Source organism: Rheinheimera baltica DSM 14885, from assembly GCF_000425345.1.
Classification (GTDB): Bacteria; Pseudomonadota; Gammaproteobacteria; order Enterobacterales; family Alteromonadaceae; genus Alishewanella; species Alishewanella baltica.
This window is the reverse complement of the sequence record NZ_AUDG01000027.1, coordinates 1-21,513: the sequence shown is the minus strand read 5'-3', so window position 1 is coordinate 21,513 and position 21,513 is coordinate 1. Positions and strand designations below refer to the sequence as shown.

The 21,513-nt window shown below is 47.5% G+C and carries 20 protein-coding genes and 1 pseudogene; 15 read left to right on the top strand and 6 right to left on the bottom strand.

Annotated features, from left to right (window positions below):
- Positions 1 to 126: 126 nt before the first annotated feature.
- Genes coxB through H595_RS0110530 form a run of 4 tightly spaced genes read left to right on the top strand, consistent with a single transcriptional unit; the run spans position 127 to position 4,312 of the window.
- A complete protein-coding gene (gene coxB / locus H595_RS0110545; protein ID WP_338109714.1) occupies positions 127 to 1,269 on the top strand; it encodes a cytochrome c oxidase subunit II in 1,143 nt (380 codons plus the stop codon).
- A gap of 3 nt (positions 1,270 to 1,272) precedes the next feature.
- Positions 1,273 to 2,862 carry a cytochrome c oxidase subunit I gene (gene ctaD / locus H595_RS0110540; protein ID WP_027671189.1) on the top strand — a complete coding sequence of 530 codons (1,590 nt, stop codon included), beginning with the start codon at positions 1,273 to 1,275 and terminating at the stop codon, positions 2,860 to 2,862.
- Positions 2,863 to 2,871: 9 nt separating this feature from the next.
- Complete coding sequence (locus H595_RS0110535; RefSeq protein ID WP_027671188.1) at positions 2,872 to 3,432, top strand: cytochrome c oxidase assembly protein; 561 nt, start codon at positions 2,872 to 2,874, stop codon at positions 3,430 to 3,432.
- Between the two features lies 1 nt (position 3,433).
- The gene (locus tag H595_RS0110530; protein ID WP_027671187.1) at positions 3,434 to 4,312 is read left to right on the top strand and encodes a cytochrome c oxidase subunit 3; all 879 of its coding nucleotides are present in this window, start codon (positions 3,434 to 3,436) and stop codon (positions 4,310 to 4,312) included.
- Positions 4,313 to 4,316: 4 nt separating this feature from the next.
- Here the strand turns inward: H595_RS0110530 and H595_RS0110525 are convergent, their stop codons facing one another.
- Complete coding sequence (locus H595_RS0110525; protein ID WP_027671186.1) at positions 4,317 to 4,526, bottom strand: DUF2909 domain-containing protein; 210 nt, start codon at positions 4,524 to 4,526, stop codon at positions 4,317 to 4,319.
- A 26-nt stretch (positions 4,527 to 4,552) separates the two neighbouring features.
- On the opposite strand from H595_RS0110525, the gene H595_RS0110520 reads away from it, so the two are divergent.
- The 5 genes from H595_RS0110520 to H595_RS0110500 are packed head-to-tail and all read left to right on the top strand — an operon-like array spanning position 4,553 to position 8,323.
- Positions 4,553 to 5,284 (top strand): SURF1 family protein, encoded by a 732-nt coding sequence (locus tag H595_RS0110520; RefSeq protein WP_027671185.1) that lies wholly within the window; start codon positions 4,553 to 4,555, stop codon positions 5,282 to 5,284.
- Entirely contained in the window at positions 5,277 to 5,786 is a 510-nt protein-coding gene (locus H595_RS0110515) for a hypothetical protein (protein WP_027671184.1), read from the top strand. Before H595_RS0110520 ends, H595_RS0110515 begins: the two co-directional genes overlap by 8 nt.
- Positions 5,783 to 6,787: a COX15/CtaA family protein gene (locus H595_RS0110510; RefSeq protein WP_027671183.1), complete on the top strand. Its 1,005-nt coding sequence runs from the start codon at positions 5,783 to 5,785 to the stop codon at positions 6,785 to 6,787. Before H595_RS0110515 ends, H595_RS0110510 begins: the two co-directional genes overlap by 4 nt.
- Positions 6,784 to 7,695: a heme o synthase gene (gene cyoE / locus H595_RS0110505; protein WP_027671182.1), complete on the top strand. Its 912-nt coding sequence runs from the start codon at positions 6,784 to 6,786 to the stop codon at positions 7,693 to 7,695. Before H595_RS0110510 ends, cyoE begins: the two co-directional genes overlap by 4 nt.
- Entirely contained in the window at positions 7,685 to 8,323 is a 639-nt protein-coding gene (locus tag H595_RS0110500; RefSeq protein WP_027671181.1) for an SCO family protein, read from the top strand. The genes cyoE and H595_RS0110500 overlap by 11 nt, the downstream gene beginning before the upstream one ends.
- Here H595_RS0110500 and H595_RS0110495 read toward each other — a convergent pair.
- A complete protein-coding gene (locus H595_RS0110495) occupies positions 8,310 to 9,329 on the bottom strand; it encodes a polysaccharide deacetylase family protein (RefSeq protein ID WP_027671180.1) in 1,020 nt (339 codons plus the stop codon). The genes H595_RS0110500 and H595_RS0110495 overlap by 14 nt on opposite strands.
- Positions 9,330 to 9,422: 93 nt before the next feature.
- A complete protein-coding gene (nfuA, locus tag H595_RS0110490) occupies positions 9,423 to 10,001 on the bottom strand; it encodes a Fe-S biogenesis protein NfuA (RefSeq protein ID WP_027671179.1) in 579 nt (192 codons plus the stop codon).
- A gap of 126 nt (positions 10,002 to 10,127) precedes the next feature.
- On the opposite strand from nfuA, the gene H595_RS0110480 reads away from it, so the two are divergent.
- Entirely contained in the window at positions 10,128 to 12,668 is a 2,541-nt protein-coding gene (locus H595_RS0110480; protein ID WP_027671178.1) for a M14 metallopeptidase family protein, read from the top strand.
- Here the strand turns inward: H595_RS0110480 and H595_RS0110475 are convergent.
- Positions 12,665 to 13,186: a ComF family protein gene (locus H595_RS0110475; protein ID WP_240474874.1), complete on the bottom strand. Its 522-nt coding sequence runs from the start codon at positions 13,184 to 13,186 to the stop codon at positions 12,665 to 12,667. The two genes, H595_RS0110480 and H595_RS0110475, sit on opposite strands and share 4 nt — an antisense overlap.
- A gap of 239 nt (positions 13,187 to 13,425) precedes the next feature.
- On the opposite strand from H595_RS0110475, the gene bioH reads away from it, so the two are divergent.
- The 3 genes from bioH (at position 13,426) to H595_RS0110460 (ending at position 15,532) form a co-directional block, all read left to right on the top strand.
- The gene (gene bioH / locus H595_RS0110470; RefSeq protein ID WP_240474873.1) at positions 13,426 to 14,169 is read left to right on the top strand and encodes a pimeloyl-ACP methyl ester esterase BioH; all 744 of its coding nucleotides are present in this window, start codon (positions 13,426 to 13,428) and stop codon (positions 14,167 to 14,169) included.
- 113 nt (positions 14,170 to 14,282) lie between these two features.
- Positions 14,283 to 14,588, top strand: coding sequence for a hypothetical protein (locus H595_RS0110465; RefSeq protein ID WP_027671175.1), 306 nt, complete (start codon positions 14,283 to 14,285; stop codon positions 14,586 to 14,588).
- A 5-nt stretch (positions 14,589 to 14,593) separates the two neighbouring features.
- Positions 14,594 to 15,532 carry a putative metalloprotease CJM1_0395 family protein gene (locus tag H595_RS0110460; RefSeq protein WP_027671174.1) on the top strand — a complete coding sequence of 313 codons (939 nt, stop codon included), beginning with the start codon at positions 14,594 to 14,596 and terminating at the stop codon, positions 15,530 to 15,532.
- Between the two features lie 18 nt (positions 15,533 to 15,550).
- Here the strand turns inward: H595_RS0110460 and H595_RS0110455 are convergent, their stop codons facing one another.
- Positions 15,551 to 17,881, bottom strand: coding sequence for a Tex family protein (locus H595_RS0110455; RefSeq protein ID WP_027671173.1), 2,331 nt, complete (start codon positions 17,879 to 17,881; stop codon positions 15,551 to 15,553).
- A 316-nt stretch (positions 17,882 to 18,197) separates the two neighbouring features.
- On the opposite strand from H595_RS0110455, the gene H595_RS0110450 reads away from it, so the two are divergent.
- Positions 18,198 to 19,421, top strand: a complete 1,224-nt coding sequence (locus H595_RS0110450; RefSeq protein WP_027671172.1) for a hypothetical protein — start codon at positions 18,198 to 18,200, stop codon at positions 19,419 to 19,421.
- An 81-nt stretch (positions 19,422 to 19,502) separates the two neighbouring features.
- Positions 19,503 to 21,140 carry a BRCT domain-containing protein gene (locus H595_RS0110445; RefSeq protein ID WP_027671171.1) on the top strand — a complete coding sequence of 546 codons (1,638 nt, stop codon included), beginning with the start codon at positions 19,503 to 19,505 and terminating at the stop codon, positions 21,138 to 21,140.
- Between the two features lie 77 nt (positions 21,141 to 21,217).
- Here the strand turns inward: H595_RS0110445 and H595_RS24275 are convergent.
- Positions 21,218 to 21,513, bottom strand: a pseudogene (locus H595_RS24275) (hypothetical protein); the annotation flags it as partial.

Sequence of the window (21,513 nt, the reverse complement as noted above, 5' to 3'; positions counted from 1 at the left end):
CCGATAATAACAATAATAAACTGATGAAACTTCAGACATGGGTTCGGTGTGGGTGAGTAAGAGCCGTGTAGTACTGTGTACTTAGTTTCTGCAGTTTGCTTTGCAAAATGACAGAGGAGAAGTCCAGTGACGAAAACGCGTAGTCTTCGTTGGTCGCTGCCAACCCTGCTTTTAGCTGCAACAGCTAATGCAACAGATATGCCCCTTAATATGACCAAAGGGGTAACAGAAATTAGTCGGCAGGTTTACGACCTGCACATGACCATTTTTCTGATTTGTTGTGTTATTGGTGCAGTGGTGTTCGGGATCATGTTTTGGTCTATCGTTCGCCATCGAAAAGCGCGAGGTGTGCAGCCAGCCCAATTCCACGAAAGCACCAAAGTAGAAATACTCTGGACTGCTATACCGGTATTAATTCTAATTATTATGGCCATTCCGGCTACTAAAACCCTTATTGCTATGGAAGACACTACGCAAGCAGACGTCACCGTGGTTATTACCGGTTCACAATGGAAATGGCATTACAAATATTTAGAACACGATGTCGAATATTACTCACTCTTAGCAACGCCAAAGGAGCAAATTGTCAATAAGCTCGCTAAAGGCGAAAATTATTTGCTGGAAGTAGACCGTCCGCTCGTTATTCCCACCGGTAAAAAAGTACGTTTTTTGATGACCTCTGATGATGTTATCCATTCTTGGTGGGTACCTGCTTTTGCCGTCAAAAAAGATGCTAATCCGGGTTTTATCAATGAAGCATGGACCCGGGTAGATGAACCCGGTATCTATCGCGGCCAGTGTGCTGAGCTTTGTGGCAAAGACCATGGTTATATGCCTGTGGTGGTTATTGCGAAAAGCCCTGCAGACTTTGACACCTGGGTGAATGGTGAGGCTGAGCGCATAGCCAAAGCTAAAGCGGAAGAACAAGAATTGCTTGCCATGAACATGGGAATGGATGAGTTGATGGATGTTGGTGAGCGCACCTACACTGCATATTGTGCCGCCTGCCATCAGCCGAATGGCGAAGGTTTACCGGGTATTTTCCCTGCGCTTAAAGGCAGTAGCATGGCGTTAGCTGATATCCCGGGGCATATTAATATTGTGCTGAACGGTAAAACAGGTACAGCCATGCAAGCTTACGCCAAGCAATTAAGTTTAAAAGAAATTGCCGCGGTAATTACCTACGAGCGCAATGCCTGGGGTAACAATACTGGCGAATTAGTGCAGGCTGCAGACGTCTACGCTGTCATGCAAGGTAAAGGGGAATAACGGATGAGCGCAGCAGTGACAGATCATGAACATGATCACGAGCATCATGACCATAAACCCAGCGGCATAAAGCGCTGGTTGTATACCACTAACCACAAAGACATCGGTACCATGTACCTGGTGTTTGCGCTAATCATGTTTTTTATTGGTGGCGCCATGGCAATGGTGATCCGGGCTGAGTTATTCCAGCCGGGTATGCAGTTCGTTGAGCCGAACTTCTTTAACCAGATGACCACAGTGCATGGCCTGATTATGGTATTTGGCGCGGTAATGCCTGCCTTTACCGGCTTAGCCAATTGGATGATACCGATGATGATTGGCGCGCCGGATATGGCGCTACCCAGGATGAATAACTGGAGCTTCTGGATCCTGCCATTTGCGTTTTTAATTCTATTAATTTCGCTGTTTATGCCAGGCGGTGGTCCGGCGTTCGGTTGGACATTCTATGCACCGTTATCAACAACCTATAGTGGAGACAGTACCGCATTATTTGTTTTCTCTGTGCATATAATGGGTATATCGTCCATCATGGGAGCGATCAACGTTATCGTTACCATTTTCAACTTACGGGCACCAGGCATGACCTGGATGAAAATGCCACTGTTTGTATGGACTTGGTTAATTACCGCGTTTTTGCTGATTATGGTTATGCCGGTATTAGCCGGTGCAGTAACAATGGTATTGACCGACAAATATTTTGGCACTAGCTTCTTTGACGCCGCCGGTGGTGGCGACCCGGTATTGTTCCAGCATATTTTCTGGTTCTTTGGTCACCCTGAAGTGTATATCATGATATTGCCAGCCTTCGGTATCGTGTCGAGTATAGTCCCCACCTTTGCGCGTAAACCCCTGTTTGGTTATGCCTCCATGGTTTATGCCACATCCAGTATCGCGATATTGTCGTTTCTGGTATGGGCGCACCATATGTTTACCACTGGTATGCCAGTTGCCGGGGCCTTGTTCTTTATGTATTGCACCATGTTAATTGCGGTGCCGACCGGGGTTAAAGTATTTAACTGGGTGGCGACAATGTGGCGCGGTGCTATGACGTTTGAGGTGCCGATGATGTTTGCGCTGGCCTTTATTGTACTGTTTACCATCGGTGGCTTTTCTGGCTTGATGTTGGCGATAACACCGGCCGACTTCCAATACCATGATACTTACTTTGTGGTAGCGCATTTCCACTATGTGTTAGTAACAGGTGCAGTGTTCTCCATTATTGCGGCGGCCTATTACTGGTTACCGAAATGGACCGGCTTTATGTACGATGAAAAGCTGGGCCAGTGGCATTTTTGGTGCTCGCTGATTTCCGTTAACTTGTTGTTCTTCCCTATGCACTTTGTTGGGTTGGCAGGTATGCCGCGCCGGATCCCTGATTACGCGCTGCAATTTGCTGACTTTAACGCCTTTATTAGCATCGGTGGTTTCCTATTCGGCGCGTCACAGCTGCTTTTTGTCTGGCTAGTGGTGAAATGTGCACGAGGTGGAGAGAAAGCGACAGCGCAAGTTTGGGAAGGTGCCGAAGGTTTGGAATGGGAAGTGCCGTCACCGGCGCCATATCATACTTTTGAGACGCCGCCACACGTGAAGTAGGAGCAAACAATGGCACTGAAACATCAGCCTTTAACCGTAAAATTAGCCGTCATTGCATTGGCCATGTTTGGGTTTGGTTTTGCTTTGGTGCCGTTGTATGACGTGTTTTGCGACCTGACGGGTTTAAACGGTAAAACCGCGACAACTGCGGCCACCGCTGACGCTGCGCAGATTGATATTAGCCGCGAAGTGGTGATTGAGTTTATCGCCCGACCCAACAAACAGATGCCGTGGATTTTTGAGCCAGAAGTGCGTCGTATGACGGTGCATCCCGGAGAAATTCATATTATGAATTACTTGGCAGAAAACCCTACCGGACGCTTTATCGTGGGTCAGGCTGTGCCATCGGTTTCTCCTGGCCAGGCTGCATTATACTTCCACAAAATTGAGTGTTTTTGCTTCACCCAGCAGAAGTTGGATGCCGGTAAAAACATGCTAATGCCGTTACAGTTTTATGTTGACCCAGCGCTACCCAGTCAGTTTTCTACTATTACGTTGTCGTACACCTTGTATGACGTGACGAATGGCTGGACTGAAAGCACCGCTGAGTCGACCCAACTTGGGGAATAACATGAATAAAACCTATGAAAAATATTATGTTCCCGCCCAAAGCCCATGGCCTATTGTCGGTGCCGTGGCGTTGTTTTTAATTGCTTTTGGTGCAGGAAACTTTGTCAATGAAGTAACAAAGCAACAACCTGGTTTTGGCGGCTACATGCTGGCAGCAGGCTTTGTTGTATTAATTATTATGCTGTTTGGCTGGTTTAAAAACGTTATTGATGAATCAATGAGTGGCTTATACAGTGCACAGATGGACCGCTCTTTTCGCCAAGGCATGAGTTGGTTTATTTTGTCTGAAGTGATGTTCTTTATGGCGTTTTTTGGTGCGTTGTTTTATGGCCGTGTCATTGCACTGGACTGGTTAAGTGGTGGCAGCAATAACGCCATGACCTTTCAACTACTATGGCCTGGTTTTGATGCTATGTGGCCGTTACTGAAAACACCTGGCGGCATTGAGACGCAAGCGATGCCAGCAACAGGATTACCACTAATTAATACGGCGATACTGGTCATTTCGTCTATTACACTGCATTTTGCTCACACTGGTTTAGAGCAAAACAAGCGTGGTCAACTGAAGTTAATGTTACTGGTAACCTTATTGTTAGGTGCAACTTTTCTTAGCTTACAAGTGTATGAGTATATCCATGCCTATCGGGATTTGGGCTTAACACTGGCATCGGGTTTTTATGGCAACACCTTCTTTTTGCTAACCGGATTTCACGGTATGCATGTTACGTTGGGAGCCATAATTTTACTGTTTGTGTTCTTTCGTGTGTTAAAAGGCCACTTTACGCCAGAGAAACATTTTGCCTTTCAAGCTGCGGCCTGGTATTGGCATTTTGTTGATGTTGTTTGGCTATGTTTGTACTTTTTTGTCTACGTACTGTAACGCGTTAATACGGTCTGGGGTTCTGTTGTATGAGCCCCAGCGCCAAGGCGATAAAAATAATGATCAGTACTATAGCGGAGAACAATACCCGTCTACCAAGAAACTGTGACATTTTTACGCTGGGATCAGGTGCTTTTAACATCACCACTCCTGCACGTATCAGGTTAAATACAATAAAAAGTAGTAGCGCTATGATGACAAGTTTAAGCCACATTGACAGAGCTCTCCGGGATAAGTGTTATGCGCATTAAGCTGGCTAAGCAGATTTTTGCCTTTAACCTGCTTTGGGTTGTAATCACTTTGACTGCTTTTGCTATTTTAATCAACTTGTCATGGTGGCAGCTAAGCCGCGCCGAAGAAAAAACGCAGCAGTTGCAAAGACTGGCGCAGTTGCAAAGTAACGGTGCATTGCGGGGCGCGCAGTTAAATCAACTTTCAGAAACCGATATTGATGGTGCACCATTTCAAGCACAGGGCCGCTGGTTAGCGCCTTTTATTTGGTTGTTAGATAACCAAATTGTTAATGGCAGAGTGGGGTACGATGTCGTTGTGCCGGTTCAGGCTGAAGGACTTAGCCAGCCACTGCTGGTGAATCTGGGGTGGCTGGCGGCTACAGACCGGCGTGATACTTTACCGCAATTACAAATCCCTGTGTCGTTAAAGCTTGATGGCCTGCTACGCACTCAGCCCGACGGTTTACTGTTACTGGGGCAAAATGCTGAAAATGACGGTGCCTGGCCAATGCGTATTCAGCAGGTTAGTTTTGCAGAATTGTCGGGTATTAGCGGCCTGGCGTTGTATCCTACCTTGTTATATCAACAACAAACTTCAGATTTTCTACCACACTATCAACCCGTTGTTCTGCCGCCCGAAAAGCATAGAGGCTATGCATTGCAATGGTTTTTACTGGCAGTAGCCGTTATTGGTGTCGCACTTGCTGCCAGTCATCATGGGAAAGCAAATAATGAATAAGAAAAAATTTCTGCTGTTATTTATACTTTGTTGCGGCTTGCCGTTACTGGCAGCCAAGCTCGTGCTCGAGATGGGCTGGTATAACGGAGGGTCGTCCAGTAAAGGGGCGTGGCAGCAAGAAGAGGTGTTTTTACTCGCTGCAAGCCAGGAAAAAGCGCATTGGCGTCTTGCGGTAGCGCCAGCCAGCGAATGCTCGGAGCGTTGTCAGCAAGCACTTTATACCGTGCAGCAACTCTATGTAGGCTTAGGGCGTAAGCAAGAACATGTGCAGCCGGTTTTATTAAGTGATGCGTCGCTGCCGGAAGAATTTAATAGCTTTACCCTCCTCGCTGCAGCGCAAACTGTACCTGCCACACTGCAAGATCGCATTTTACTTATTGACCAGCAAGGCTTGGTGTTGCTGAGTTATGCCATGCCAGAAGAAGCAGATATGGCCAGTACTGCCAAAGCCATACGTCAGGATTTACTCAAATTGCTTAATTACGACCGGACCAAAGTATGAAGAAACAACAATGGCTGGCTACCATCGCCATTTTCCTGACTATGGGTGTGATTTTATTGGGCGCTTATACGCGGTTAACCGATGCGGGTTTAGGCTGCCCGGATTGGCCCGGTTGTTACGGTTTTTTAAAAGTACCGCATCAGGAGCATCACATAGAAGCGGCGCAGCAAGCGTTTCCGGAGCGCCCGCTAGAACCACACAAAGCCTGGAATGAAATGATCCATCGTTATTTCGCCGGTAGTTTGGGCTTGCTAATCGCCGCTATTTTTTTTAGCGCAATGTTTCGCCGGCAAAGCCCAAAACTGTTGCCGGGTATACTATTGGCGTTAGTGGTTTTTCAGGCTGCGCTGGGCATGTGGACCGTTACATTAAACTTATTGCCCTTGGTGGTAATGGGGCATTTGCTCGGTGGTTTTTCATTGCTCTGTTTGTTAGCCGTACACTGGCTAACATTGCATCCGCAGCATCAGGTACAAGAGCCTGAACTTCGAAGTTTAAAACCTTTGGCTGCGCTGGCTGTGATGGTATTGGTCGGCCAAATTGCACTGGGTGGTTGGACCGCAGCAAATTATGCTGCATTAGCTTGTATTGATTTACCAGTGTGCGAAGCCGGTTGGATAGATCGGCTCAATGTCAGTGAGGCATTCGACTTACATCTGGGGCACGATGATTATGAGTATGGCGTGATGTCAGCAGAAGCGCGTCAGACGGTGCATGTATTTCATCGACTCGGTGCTGTCATTACCGTGCTGGTGTTGTCAGTTTTTTTAGTAAAACTTTGGCGACGCGCTACCAGTACAACGATGAAACGGTTAACAGCAGCCGCTGCGTCGTTGCTGGTAGTTCAGTTTAGTTTGGGCGTGCTGAATGTGGTGTTACATTTGCCTTTAGCCAATGCCGTAGCGCATAACTTTATTGCTGCAAATTTACTTATGCTATTGGTACTAATTTACGTCCAAATACATCGCAGTAACGCACTGTTAAGCAAGGAAACGCTATGACCGTCATAATAAAAAGCAAAGCCGGTGTAAGTCGCCTACACGATTACCTTGAACTGACCAAGCCTAAAGTCGTTGCTTTACTGGTTCTCACTGCATGGGTTGGCATGATGTTGGCTGTGCCGGGACTACCTAATTTATTGACGGTAATTGCTGCAACAATAGGTATAGGCTTGTTATCAGCCGCCGCGGCTGCAATGAATCACGTTGTGGACCAGCGTATCGATGCGCAAATGGCGCGAACTTACAGCCGGCCCGTTGCTAAAGGTCGGATTAGCCCAAGTCAGGCAATCACTTTTGCCTTTAGCCTTGCACTAACTGGTTTTGTGTTACTTTATCTGACGGTTAACGCACTTACCGCATGGTTAACCTTAGCCAGTTTGTTTGGCTATGCCGTGGTGTACACCATGTTTTTAAAACGTGCTACGCCGCAAAATATTGTTATTGGCGGCCTGGCAGGGGCCATGCCTCCACTACTGGGGTGGACCGCAATAACCGGTAGTGTTGATGGCCACGCACTGCTGTTGGTGATGATCATTTTCGCCTGGACACCACCCCATTTTTGGGCGTTGGCAATTCATCGACGTGATGACTATGCCAAAGTTAATATGCCTATGTTACCGGTAACGCACGGTATCGAATTTACAAAGAGTGTAATTTGCTTATATACCGTATTGCTTTTTTTAGTATGCTTAATGCCCTATTTAGTTGGCATGAGCGGGGCAATTTATCTGGTGGGTAGCGCCTTGCTCAATTTGCGTTTTATGCAGTATGCCTGGAAGCTTAAATTTGACGCTGATAACAGTACTGCAATGGCAACCTTTAAGTTTTCAATAACACACTTGATGGTATTATTTTTGTTGTTGCTTGTAGACCACTATTTTAAGGTGTCGCCGATTTATGTTTCGTAATTTAACCTACTTATTGTTGGCCGCCGGGGCATTGATTGCCGGCGTTATGTTGTATCAGCTGTCGCAGGTTAGCGCAGAGCCTAAACTTGCCTTGGTTTACCCGCAGCCAAGAGCTTTAGCCGATTTTAATTTAACCGATCATCACGGCGAAACGGTTAATCGTGAACGACTTTATGGCCAATGGACGCTGGCGTTTGTGGGTTATACTTCTTGCCCGGATATATGTCCATTAACCTTGGCCAAACTGGCGGGTGCACAACCAAAGCTGGCTGAACAGGTGTCACAGCCGCTAAAGGTCTGGTTTATTTCAGTTGACCCGAACCGCGACAGTATTGAACAACTGAACCGCTATGTAAGCTACTTTGAACAGGCCAGTGTGCTTGGGATGACTGCAGGGCATGACCAGTTGTTTCCATTTGTTCGGCAATTGGGGTTAATGTATGCCCTTAGCAGCACGTCGCAGGATTACCTGGTGGACCACAGTGCCTCTGTGGTATTGATTAATCCGCAAGGCCAACTGGTTGCCATGTTTAAACCCCCAATGCAAGTGGGAGAGTTACCAGTGATTAATGTTGAGCAGCTGTTGGCAGATTTTCCGTTAGTGCTGAACAAGCTTAACGCGGGTTAAGCCAGGGCTGGGAATACCAATAAAAATAGCCTTTTTTACTGAGTGATGGCGCAGTGCAATTGTATCGCGCCCGGCCTTTGCCTAACGCTTTGCTTGCCGTAACCGTAAAAGTATCGTCGTCTAACCACTCTGGCGTAAGCACTTCACTGCCAGCAAAGCATTGCAGCTGGCTGCGAACAAAATCATTCGCTTTTAACGTAAGTGATAGTGTTGGCGGATTGGCGGTGATCACCGGGTCAGCACCATGATAGTGCGTAATCTGAAATGGCAAGGTACGCAGTTTCTGAGCAAGACTTTTTATGTCGGCATAAACCCCAGCGGCTGGATAACGAGGAATGCGGGTTAAAACAGTCGTACTACCAATAGCACCTGATTGTTGACCAATACCAATAAAGCCAAGTTCCTCAACCAGCTGCTCTAACGCTGCACTGTATTCACCGTAAGGGTAGGCTAACCACTGGTGGCGTTGCCCGGTGTAGTGTTCAATTTTATCTTCCGCACTAAGTATGCTCTGACGCATGCGCTCAAGCCATTGTGATTTGCTTTCACCTGCGTCGGGCTGCGCCATATGTTCATGCCACATCGCATGGTTTGCTACTAACACGCCGTCATCAGACATTTGCTTAACTTGTTGCCAACTAAGCAACGGACCATCGCCTTTATCAATACTACCCGGGCTAATAAAAATGGTATAGGGGTAACCAAATTCCTGCAAAATCGGGTGTGCCGTCGTAAAATTATTGGCATAACTGTCATCAAAAGTAATGACAACGGCATTGTCGGCGACAGCCTTACCCTGTTTCAACTGTGCAATTAATGTATCCAGGCCAATGACCTGAAATTGGTTGTCTTTAAGGTGTTGTAAATGCTGGCGCAGTTCGGCCGGTGTAACACTGGTAACGCGTGGAGTGTCGGTTGCGACATGATGATAAATTAACATCACTGCCGCTTGAGCAGGCAGCATTACGGTGAAAAATAAGCTAAAACATAATACTAAGGTTTTCATCGATAACATACCCGTAAGGCGATTAAAGCACAGCGGCTTTATAGCACATACGGGTTGTCAGTGCAGCTTTAGTCAAGCAATGCAGGGCGGGTTCTAGTAGTAAGAATGCTCACCGCGTTGGTGTTCAGTAATATCTCGTACACCATTAAGTTCGCCACTAAAGCGGTTTAGCAGTTCTTTTTCAATACCTTCTTTTAGCGTTAAATCAACCTGTGAGCAACCGTTACAGCCACCGCCAAATTGAAGTACAGCTACACCGTCGCCGGTCAGCTCCATTACTGACACCCGGCCACCATGGTTTGCCAACTGTGGATTAATTTCACTGTCGATAACATATTGCACCCGCTCCATTAATGACGCGTCGTCACTCACCTTGCGTACTTTGGCATTCGGCGCTTTTAATGTAAGCTGCGAGCCCATCTGATCGGTAACAAAATCAATTTCAGCATCGACTAGAAAAGGTTTACTTTCGCTGTCAACAACGGCATCAAAACCGGTGAAATTTACTGTTAAGTCAGAATCCTCTACCGCATCTGGTGGGCAGTAAGATACGCCACACTCCGCTTGTGCCGTGCCTGGGTTAACCACAAACACGCGAATATGGGTGCCGGCAGGTTGTTTGGATAACAGCTTGGCAAAATGTTGTTGTGCCTGTTTAGAAATTGTAATCATAAGAGAGTACCTGACTAAATTACTAGGTTAATCGCTATGATACTCTTCCTGTTTCTGTGATGCCAGTCCTGCTTGAGTTTTGCGTCCGATATGGCTAAGTTAGCCGCAGCATAGAGGATATCAAACATGAAATATTACACCTTAGTGGCGCTTTTTGCCTTTAGTTGTTATAGCAAGGCAGTTACAACTTATGTGCCAACGGTTAAAGATACAAGCCTGCCAACACCTGAGCAAGTGCTGGGTTTTAAGGTGGGTGACTGGCATATGCGCCATGATCAAATTCAGCGTTATATGGAGCAATTATCTAAGGCATCACCACGCGCTGATTTAGAAACTATTGGCTACAGCCATGAACAAAGGCCGCTATTGCAGCTGGTTGTTTCTTCACCTGGCAACCTCAGCAAGCTTGAGCAAATTAGGCAGCAACATGTTGCTGCTGCACGTTTGGGCGAGACAGCATCTGCCGATGCCCCGGTGATTATTTGGCTGGGTTACAGTATACATGGCAACGAACCTAGCGGTGCTAACGCGGCGTTATTGGTAGCGCAGTATCTTGCTGCCGCTGAAAACAACGAAGTAAAGAACTGGCTGGATAACGCCGTCATTATTATACAGCCCAGCATGAATCCAGACGGGCATGACCGGTTTGCCAACTGGGCGAATATGCATAAAGGCGCAGCACCAGTCGCTGATCCGCAACACAGAGAGCACAATGAACCCTGGCCAAATGGCAGGCCGAATCACTACTGGTTCGACTTAAATCGTGATTGGTTACTGCTGCAGCATCCGGAAAGCCGGGCGCGTATTGCACAATATCAACAGTGGTTGCCAAATATTGTTGCTGATTACCATGAAATGGGAACGGATAGTACATTCTTCTTTCAACCAGGCATCCCTAGCCGTAACTATCCGCTGACACCGAAGCGTAATTTTGAACTGACACGGGCACTGGCAACGTTTCATGCATCAGCGTTAGATAAAGCTGAGCAACTGTATTTTACCGAAGAAATTTTCGATGACTTTTACATAGGTAAAGGCTCTACTTACCCGGATATTCAAGGCAGTGTGGGTATCTTGTTTGAACAAGCCAGCAGCCGCGGTCATTTGCAGGACAGTATCAATGGGCCGCTTAGTTTTAGCGCCACTATCCAAAATCAACTTACCGCCTCTCTTTCTACCATTCGCGGTGCTGTAGCTAAACGGGCAGAGCTATTAAGCTATCAGCAAGAGTTTTATAAATCGGCCTTGCAACAGGCTAAAAATAGCAAAACCCGCGGTTATATTTTCACTGAATCCGACGACACAACCCGCTTGGCTGGGTTGCTTGACGTGCTGCAACGACATCATGTCGACGTGTTTAAACTCAGCCGTGACTGGCAAGACGGTGACATAACGTACCCAGCTGAAAAGAGTTTTTATGTCCCATTGCAGCAACCGCAATTTCGCTTGATTAAGGCGATGTTTAGTACAGAAAAGAACTTTGCAGATAACACCTTCTATGATGTCTCAGCCTGGACACTGCCCTATGCTTACAACATTCAGTTTGCTGGCGTTAGCCGGGAGCCAGCGAAATCACAGCTTAGCTCGTCCTGGCAAGCCAGTGCAACGAAACGCGCGGCCTTGACCCCAGGAGCCTATGCCTATGCCTTTAACTGGCAAGATCAGCAAGCCCCTCTGTTATTACAAGCGTTGCTGGCTGAAAAGTTAGTGTTGCGCGCTGCGATGAATAACGTCACGGCGACCAGTGGCGAGAGCGAGATAGCTTTGGCTGCCGGGGCAATGGTTTTGCCTGCCGGTTTACAGCAGCAACCAGACTGGTTTGCCCGCTTACAACGCGTAAAGCAGCAGTTTTCCGTGCCGGTTTATGCGATTAGTTCAGGCTTAACTGCAAGTGGTAGCGATTTAGGTAGCAGAAAATTTGTGCCGGTAGCATTACCCACTATATTGCTATTGGCCGGCCCCGACATTAACTCTACTGAAGCCGGAGAGGCTTGGTATAACCTGGAACGTTTGGCAGGTATAACCCCTACGTTAGCCGAGCCACAACGGCTGCGACAGTTAGATTTAAGTCGCTACAGTCATATAGTACTGCCAGATGGTAACTACAATGCGTGGCAAGACAAGGAAGTCAGCCAGCTAAAACAGTGGGCAGAGCAGGGCGGTGTGCTGTGGGGGCATAAGCGTGGGGCAGCGTGGCTGGCCAAGGTGGGTTTGCTTAAAGCGGGGGTATGGCAGGGCGAAGAAATGACCAGCCTTATTCCACAGCATAATTTAAGTTATCAAGACAAAGAGATGCTGGCGGGTAAACAGCGTATTGCTGGTGCAATTTATCAGGCTGATCTGGATTTAAGCCACCCACTGACGTTTGGCCTTACCCACGCCACGTTGCCAGTGTTTAAAAACAGCACCATGTTATTACAACCCAGTCAGGCGCCTTTTGTTAACGTAGCCTTGTACAATACATCACCGCAGCTAGCCGGTTACACAGCGCCAGAGTATGTGCCACGCATTAGTCAAAGTGCCGTATTGCTGGCACACAATATTGGAAAAGGGCGGGTAATTGCTATGACGGACAATCCGGTATTTCGCGGATACTTTTTCGGCTCCAGCCGACTATTAGTGAATGCGATGTATTTAGGTACGGCGTTTAGCACCTCTGCAGATTAATCAAACAAGGTAACGGCCACGGTCCAAAGGCTAATATGCTTTACACCGTGGCGGCGTAATAACTGACATAATGTATTAGCTGTGGCGCCGGTGGTAACAACGTCATCAACCAACGCCACGTTGGCGGGTAGCGGTTGTTGGCTGGATAATGCAAAGGCTTTTCGCAGGTTGCGCTGCCGCTGCTTGCGGCTTAAACCAACCTGAGCCTGTTGCTGATGTGGTCTATATAGCACGGTTAACAGCGGTAATTTCAGCTGTTTTGCTACCTGTTGCGCCAAAATTTCAGCAGGGTTAAAGCCACGAGAGCGTTGTTTAGCCCGGTGCATGGGCACATAAAGGATAGCATCTGGCAGTTTGCCACCTTGTTGCTGATATTGGGCGACTATTGCTGCCAGCTGCTGTGTTAACAGATCACCTGCAGCTAGATCGTGAGAAAATTTCCAGCGTTGTAACCAGTGCTGATAAGGCAGCTTGTAATAGCTCACGCTTAATAACGTATCAAATGCAGGTTTATGCAAGCCTCGGGCGACATGTGGCAACCAGAGCAAATTATAATGGCACAAAGCATAAGGTAGCTTAGGTAGAGCCTCTTCACAGACATCACAAAGCTGGCAGTCAAAACGGTGTACCGGTAAACTACACCATAAACAGGGTGTCGGTAATAGTTGATGCCATATCTTGTGCAGCGCCCTTAACAGGTGTTTTAGCAAACTAATACATCACTTTAATTTACAATATTGCAACTATGGCAGGCGAAATGAATTCTGACAAACCGGTGTTGGTTTTACTGCATGGCTGGGGGGTTAACCAGGGCGTTTGGCGCACCATCGTTGCCGGGTTGCCCGATACCATAAAAATACTTACGCCTGATCTACCCGGTTTTGGGAATGCTACTGCCTTCCCATCGCCGTACAGTTTAGACGCTGTTTTAGACTTTATGGCGCAAGATTTTCCCGATAATAGTTATGTTGCCGGTTGGTCATTAGGCGGGTTACTGGCTATCGCATTAGCGGCTAAATATCCGCGTAAAGTAAAACGCTTAGCGCTTATTGCCGCGTCGCCGTGCTTTTTAGCCCAGCAAGATTGGCCCGGTATGTCAGCTGCTGTCATGCAGCAATTTGCTTTGTCGTTAAAGAACAATCTGCCACAAACCATTGACCGTTTTCTTGCCATTCAAGCAATGGGTAGTACCAGCGCCCGTAATGATACCAAGCAGTTAAAGCAGGCTATTTTGGCTTATCCGGCACCACAGGCCGAAGCAGTAGAAGCCGCGTTGCAACTGCTTAGTCAGTGTGATTTAAGAGCCGAATTTAGTGCACTTAAGCAGCCAGTGGCAGGCTACTTTGGTAGGCTTGATGCACTGGTTCCGGTAAGCGTTGTAGAAAAACTCAAACAATTACAGCCAGCAGCACAGTTTGATATTGCCGGGCATGCCTCGCACGCGCCCTTTATTTCACACCCTGATAGTTTTTTAATCTGGTTAAGATCATGGCATGGTTGAAGTTTTCTTGAAATAGTCTATTAGCCGCCAGTCTTAGGAAGGTATAGACTTTCTTTTTTGGCTGTTTTGGTTAATAATTAAACACTATTTGCTAAATGTGCGGGAGTTCTACCATGGACATTCAATCTGCGTTGTATTCGGGTGTACAAGGTTTTCAACGGGCGAGTGCGGGCGTAACCGACGCCACCATCGACATTAACCGTCAAACCCGGGCTGCACAACAAAATGAAACAGAACAAGCCATACGTGAAACTGATGCGCCTCAGGCTTCCAGACCTTTACAATATGCTGCTCAGCCAGAGCCGGTCATTAACAGTTTGGTGCAACTGGGCCAGGAAGAACGTAATGCCCAGGCCAATACTCGTAGTATTCAAACTGCTGATGAAGTGCTAGGCACGGTTATCGATATCAGAGTATAACGAAAATGCTGGTGTCAAATTATCCCAATGTCAGTATCAATACGGCGAACCCTCCAACGGAGATGGCGCGTCGTGATGCTGTTCGTCGCGATTTATTTGAACCGGTAAAATCGGCAGAAAAGACCGGTGCCGAAAAACCGGTAGTTAGCGATGAAAAAACGCGCGTTGCAGGTTCAAATAATTCTACAGTTTCACTTTATGATGCCAACGGCAAAGAAACCGAAACCCAACAAGCTATAGACGGACGTGGTGAAGGACGCTCTGATGAACAGCAGGGTAACGCCAGCGACCGTGACAGCGATGATTCAACGCAGCAAGATGCTAAGCAACAGGATGCGAAACAGAAGCAGGTTGAACAGCAAGAACAACGGGAAATCCAGGAACTTAAAAGCCGGGATATGGAAGTAAAGGCGCATGAACAAGCGCATGCTGCTATCGGTGGCCAATATGCTGGTGCGCCAAGCTATACTTATCAACGTGGGCCCGACGGCCAGCAATATGCTGTGGGCGGTGAAGTACCCATTGATATATCGCCTATTTCAGGTGATCCGCAAGCGACAATTCAGAAGATGCAGCAAGTTCGTTCTGCTGCCTTAGCACCGGCGGAACCCTCTGGTGCAGACCGGCGCATTGCTGCGGAGGCAATGCAACGCCAAATGGCTGCACAAGCCGAGTTAGTTATGCAAAGCGCGCAAGCGGGTAAAACGGATTCTGCTAGCGATACGTCGTCAGATGCGGGCGTTGCCGGTGATGTTACGGGCGCTTCTGGCAAAGAAACCTTTAGTTACACCATGAATGAGCAAGATGGCAGTGCTGCCATTGTTACCCCTCAGCGAGATACCTTTGCCGCTGGCGCTGAATATGCGCTGCGTCGTAATGTTGTTTCCAGCTTTTATGCCCGCGCCACCGAGCCGCAGAGCAGGCAGTTTAGTCAACAAGCCTGATCTGCATCTGTCTTACTATTATTTTTTTAGTTTCGCAAAAGCTTCAGCAAAGGCATTACCCATAGCCGCGTTATTGTCTACCGGTTTTGCCGCACGTGGTGCCGGGTTTCTATTACTTTGTGAGTGACTTTGTGCATTACCCTGCGCCCGCTGTGCCGGTTTATCGGTTGTTTTAGGGGTGGGCTGCTCATCTAAGCGCATGGTTAAGGCAATACGCTTACGCTCAACCTCTACATCCAGTACTTTTACCTTCACCACATCACCCGCTTTAACCACTTCGTGTGGGTCGCTAACAAACTTGTCAGTAAGCGATGAAATATGCACTAAACCGTCCTGGTGCACGCCAATATCAACAAAGGCACCAAAGTTGGTTACGTTAGTTACCACACCTTCCAGCAACATGCCTGCTTTCAAATCTTTTAAAGTTTCCACACCGTCTTTAAAGCTAGCCGTTTTAAACTCGGGGCGGGGGTCGCGGCCGGGTTTATCCAGTTCTTTTAAAATGTCAGTAATGGTGGGCACACCAAAACTCTCATCAGCAAAGGCTTTGGCATCAACACTTTTTAAAAAGCTGCTATTACCAATTATTTGCTCAACGCTTTTTTGGTGTGAACTAAGAATTTTTTCTACCAGCGGGTAGGCTTCAGGGTGCACACCAGATGCGTCCAGCGGATTTTTACCGTTGTTAATACGCAAAAAACCGGCTGCTTGTTCAAAGGCTTTTGGCCCTAAACGTGGCACTTTAAGCAGCTCTTTACGCTCGTTGAAGCGGCCATTGCTGTCACGGTGAAATACAATATTCTGCGCCAGAGTTTTATTTAGGCCGGCAACCCGGGCTAACAGCGGTACTGAGGCAGTATTTAAATCTACGCCAACAGCGTTTACACAGTCTTCTACTACGCCATCGAGCGACTTAGTTAATAAACTTTGGTTTACGTCGTGCTGGTACTGGCCTACACCAATGGCTTTGGGTTCAATTTTTACCAGCTCGGCCAGTGGGTCTTGTAAGCGGCGACCAATAGAGACAGCGCCACGTAATGACACGTCTAAATCCGGAAACTCCTGTGCAGCGAGCTCTGAGGCGGAATAAACCGACGCACCGGCTTCTGACACCATGATTTTCTGTATCGCTTGGTTGGGCAAGGCTTTCAGTACTTCCGCGGCCAGTTTATCGGTTTCGCGTGATGCCGTGCCGTTACCAATGGCGATCAATTCCACCTTATGTTGCTGGCATAGCATGGTTAAGGTGCGTACCGATTTATCCCAGGCATTTTGTGGCGCATGCGGAAATATGGTGGTTTGCGCCAGCAGCTTGCCAGTTTCATCAATGGCGGTAACCTTAACGCCGGTACGTAAGCCGGGATCCAGTGCTAAGGTTGTGCGCATACCGGCTGGTGCTGCCATCAGTAAGTCTTTTAAGTTGCGGGCAAATACCTTAATCGCTTCTTCTTCGGCTTTTTCCCGCAGCTCGCCCAGTAAGTCGTTTTCCAGGCTAAGGTGCAGTTTTACCTTCCAGGTCCATTGCACAGCGGTGCGTAAAAAGGTGTCTGCTGCACGGCCTTCATCTTTAATATTAAAGTGGCTGGCAATCATCTGTTCGCACAGGCTGTGTGCGGTTTCTTCGTTAGCATCTGGTACTAATTGCAACTGTAAAACGCCTTCGTTGCGGCCGCGCAGTATTGCCAGCGCCCTGTGCGACGGTGTGGTTTTCCAGCTTTCGCTGTAATCGAAGTAATCACGAAATTTAGCGCCGTCTTGCTCCTTCCCCGCGACAACGGTGCTTTTAACCACGGCATGTTGTGCCAGGTGCTGGCGCAGCCGCGCTAACAAATTGGCGTCTTCGGCAAAGCGTTCCATTAAAATATATTTCGCGCCATCCAGTACGGCTTTCTCGTCGGCAAAGCCGGCATCAGCATTAATGTAAGCTGTGGCTTCAGTCTGCGGGTTTAGTTTGGGGTTTTGCTGCAGCGCATCGGCCAGTGGCAAAATACCCGCTTCAATAGCAATTTGGCCTTTGGTGCGGCGTTTGGCTTTATAGGGCAGGTATAAATCTTCTAAACGGGTTTTATTGTCGGCAGATAAAATGTCATTTTTCAGCTCAGGGGTTAATTTACCTTGCTCGTCGATGGTTTTTAAAATCACCTGGCGACGCTCTTCCAGCTCACGTAAATAAATTAAGCGCTGATCTAAGTGGCGCAATTGCGTATCGTCTAAACCGCCGGTAATTTCTTTGCGGTAACGGGCGATAAAAGGCACTGTTGCGCCTTCGTCCAACAGCGCTATGGTAGCAGCAACCTGTTCCGGACGGGCAGCAATCTCTGCAGCAATTTGCTTAATAATGATAGACATAAAGAAAAAATCCCTGATAAAAAAACACCCTTGTGGGTGATAAACGTCAGTCTAAAGACAGTAATATAAGCTGATTGTCCACTTTGTGGGGTAAAAAATCCAACATCCTGTGGTTTTTGCCCCTAAAGCGGCGTCTAAACCCCTCGTGTAATGTAATCGTTATTAACTAAATGCAATTTGACTTTACAGGTTATTAAATCTTAATAATTATATTGCCAATTTTTGGTACCTAATTTAATTTACTTTTTTACTTAAATTTGCCGGGCCGTAAAGTAATAACGGTTATTTATCTTGATGACATTACAGGAGAATATAAATGACAAAAAAGGACGAGTTTTTAACCCAGCCCTCTAAACAGGAAATTGGTGAAGCGGTAGCCGAACTGGCGCGCAGCCTGATGAAAGACCCGAATGGTCTGGCGTCGTTATTTCAGCAAGAAGACGATATAGCAGAAGAGGAGCTGACAGAAGAAGAGTTGGCAGAGCAGGTGGCGTTAGCCGAGCAAATTCGACTGGCTGCCATGACGGCCACTACGTCGTTGCCGGAAACGCTGGCCGTGCTGGACCGCATTAACACCCTGCTGTGGCAAACTATCTGGCAAGACGAAGCGCTTTCACCCGGTGAGTTGCAGGTAACAGATTTAATTTTGCGTATCGGTGAACTGGAAGCCTATAGCTTTGCACCTTGGTTGCAGCAGTGTTTATTGCAAGAGCTGTCTGCTTTGGCTGAAAATGCCGACGATGAAGCCTGTATCAACTCAGCAACGGCGGTTGTCAGTACGTTAAACGGCATCGCACACCAACTGTTTGATAGTAATTGTTATGACGAACAACCCGCTGATGGCATCCCTAATCAGCAAGACGCCTTTTATGAGTGGTGGCCTTTGGCAATGCAAATGGTGCTGGACATGTATGCCGATGACGACGACATCGATTTTGATGAAGATTTAGATGACGCCGAGCCGGAGGAGTTTAACGAGGCCCAACTGGCGTTTATTGAGCTGTCAGTGCTGGAAAAATATCAGTTTTTGGCGCAGCGGCTACAGGCTTTCGATGTCGATGTTACACCGCTTAAACCCGCGCAGTTAAAAGCACTGCAGCAACAAGACTATTTCGACTTTACGGAAGCCCTGGTAGCGCTTATTCCTGAGCTTACCAATAGCTTTGCAACCGAGCCGTTTGGTGCTTATACGGAAGAAGAATTACGTGATTTTTACCCGCAGCATTGGCAGGCGGCAAGCGAAGCGACAGGCGGCGAATGGCAGCTACAGCAATTAAACACGGAACTGAGTGACGAAAACGGTGATAGCGAAATCAACGTAAGTTTTACCGCCTTTGGCCAACTGCATGAGTGGACCTATACCCACGACAGCTCTTATTCAGACACCAGTTTTTTGGACGATTTAACTGAGTTTGCCGAGCAGCACTTAACCGGTCGCTTTGTGTTTGATAGCCAGAATGAATACGAGATAGGCTATGCGTACCTGCCTACTGCAGCCGCCGACGAACTGCAGCAGTATCTTAGTACTGCCAACTGCTAATTCGAAAAAGGATATTTAGGGTCAGTTAGTGTTGTGCTGACCCTGAGTACTCTTTCGCTGATCCACTCACGAGTTTTGACGATGACGAACTTATATAAACCTTCTGATTACTGGCATATTAAAGACAAAGCTTGGCTGGCCGAGCGTAAAGCCAAATGGCAGCGCATTGCTGCGCGTTTCAAAATGCTAGGTGCCACTGGTTCAGAAATGCGCTTGTACGAGCAATATTATGTGAAAGGCAACCTTAAATTTGTAGATAACCGTCAACAACCTGAGCTAAGTTTAGCGGAACAGTTAGCCTGGCACCCTAGTGCGAATGAAGCAGTTTGGTGGCAAGTGGTTGCGATGAACGCGCAAGAGTTTAATTATTTTGAAGAAGGTTATCGATTTTTAGGTTACAACGGAGTGGTTTCTGTCCGCCCGGATGAGTACAGCCCTGAAATCGATAATACAGTGCTGAATGGTCGCGATGTCGAGCTTTATCAGTTTTTTTTTCGAAATACCGCCTGGCTTCAGTATATACAACAACTTAAGCATAGCGCTTCAGTGCAAAGTGACTTCAGGAGTGCCAAGCATAAACTGGAAACTGAATTATCCAGAGTGCTTTCAATATTGGATGAAAATGTCTTAAAGCAAATTATTTTGTTTGATAGCTTGCCTTTACAATGTTTACCGCATTTGCATGAGTCCTACACAACTAACCGCTATGAATTAGTTAGCGAAGAGGCAGAGCGGTTTGCCTCATTCTGCAGTGATTTTAGGTTTCTAGCAGCTTTTAATGCCAACAGAGAACATCAGCCCGCACAGCAGCGGCAGATTATTGAAGCTTATGCTGAACAACTGGAAAAGTCCGCCCCAGAGTGGCAAGCCCTGTGGCAGCAATTAAAAGAAGACGCGCTGGCTAATTACCAGCCGCCGGCCGCGGCTGCTAAGCCGCAGCAGCCTGAATGTGAAGCGGCTGAGCCGGAACAGCCTGAGCCGACAAGTTCACCCGATGCGTTTGCTGCCGAGCCCTGGCCTGGCGAACTAGTGGCGCTGAAGCAACACCTGGAGCAGCAGGGTTATCCGGTTACCACTACTGAAACTGACGCCAATGCCATATTGCAGCAGCATTTTGCCAATCGCTGTGTGTACTTTGGAAGCTTTATTGAAAGCATGCAGTTAGAGACAGAAGATTACGACAAACCTTACCCGGCCTTTACTGCGCCATTACAAGCGCTGTGTGATATTAAAGGCGACGCCAAACTCAGTTATACCCGCCGTGGCGAACGTATTACTATCAAGGTTAATGGTGAGCGCCTTGGCGTGGCGGATTTAGAAGAGCCCAGCGAGGATGAAGACACCAGCGCCTACTTTGCCGCAATAATCCGTCTGGCTCAGCAGTGGTTCCCAGGTCAGGTATTTGCCTATGGTTATGAATCACTGCATTTGTACATTTTGCCAACAGAGTTGGTGAGCTGGTTGGAAGCTAATGGGTTTGAGAATTCACTGAACTACTTTGGTGACGCAGCAACGGCAGAGCAGCCTTTAGCCGGCTTGGCACTGGTGTTTACCGGTGTGTTTAGCGCAGACAGCAGAGAAGAGATGGAAGATCAAGCCGAACAACTGGGTGCCAACGTACAAAAAGCCGTAAACAGCAAAACCAATTATCTGGTGTGCGGTAGCAAGGTAGGTGCCAGCAAACTGGCTAAAGCCGAAGCGCTGGGTGTGAAAGAATAAACGGGGTCAGATCAAAATTAAACTTTCAAAATTTCAGTTATTTAATTTTGATCTGACCCTGAGGGATCCCCACGAATTTAGCCCCCGCATTCAATGTTGTAACTCGTTGTATCTAGCAAGTGTTTGCAGTGGCGCAAGGTACTGCGCCACTGTGTTGTTGTAAACATTACCTGCTTTGCCACCGCTCTTAACCCCAAGGTATGAAACGATAAGACACGTTTATCCCGATAGCTGTTTGCCTGGAACCGGCGTTGCTGATTGGCTACGGTCAGCCCAACACCCAGTAATATCAGCACTAATGAAGCTAAATTGCTCAGCAGCAGTAACAAGCTTATTCGGTGTATTTTTGTACTACCGTTTTTCTCGAATCCCA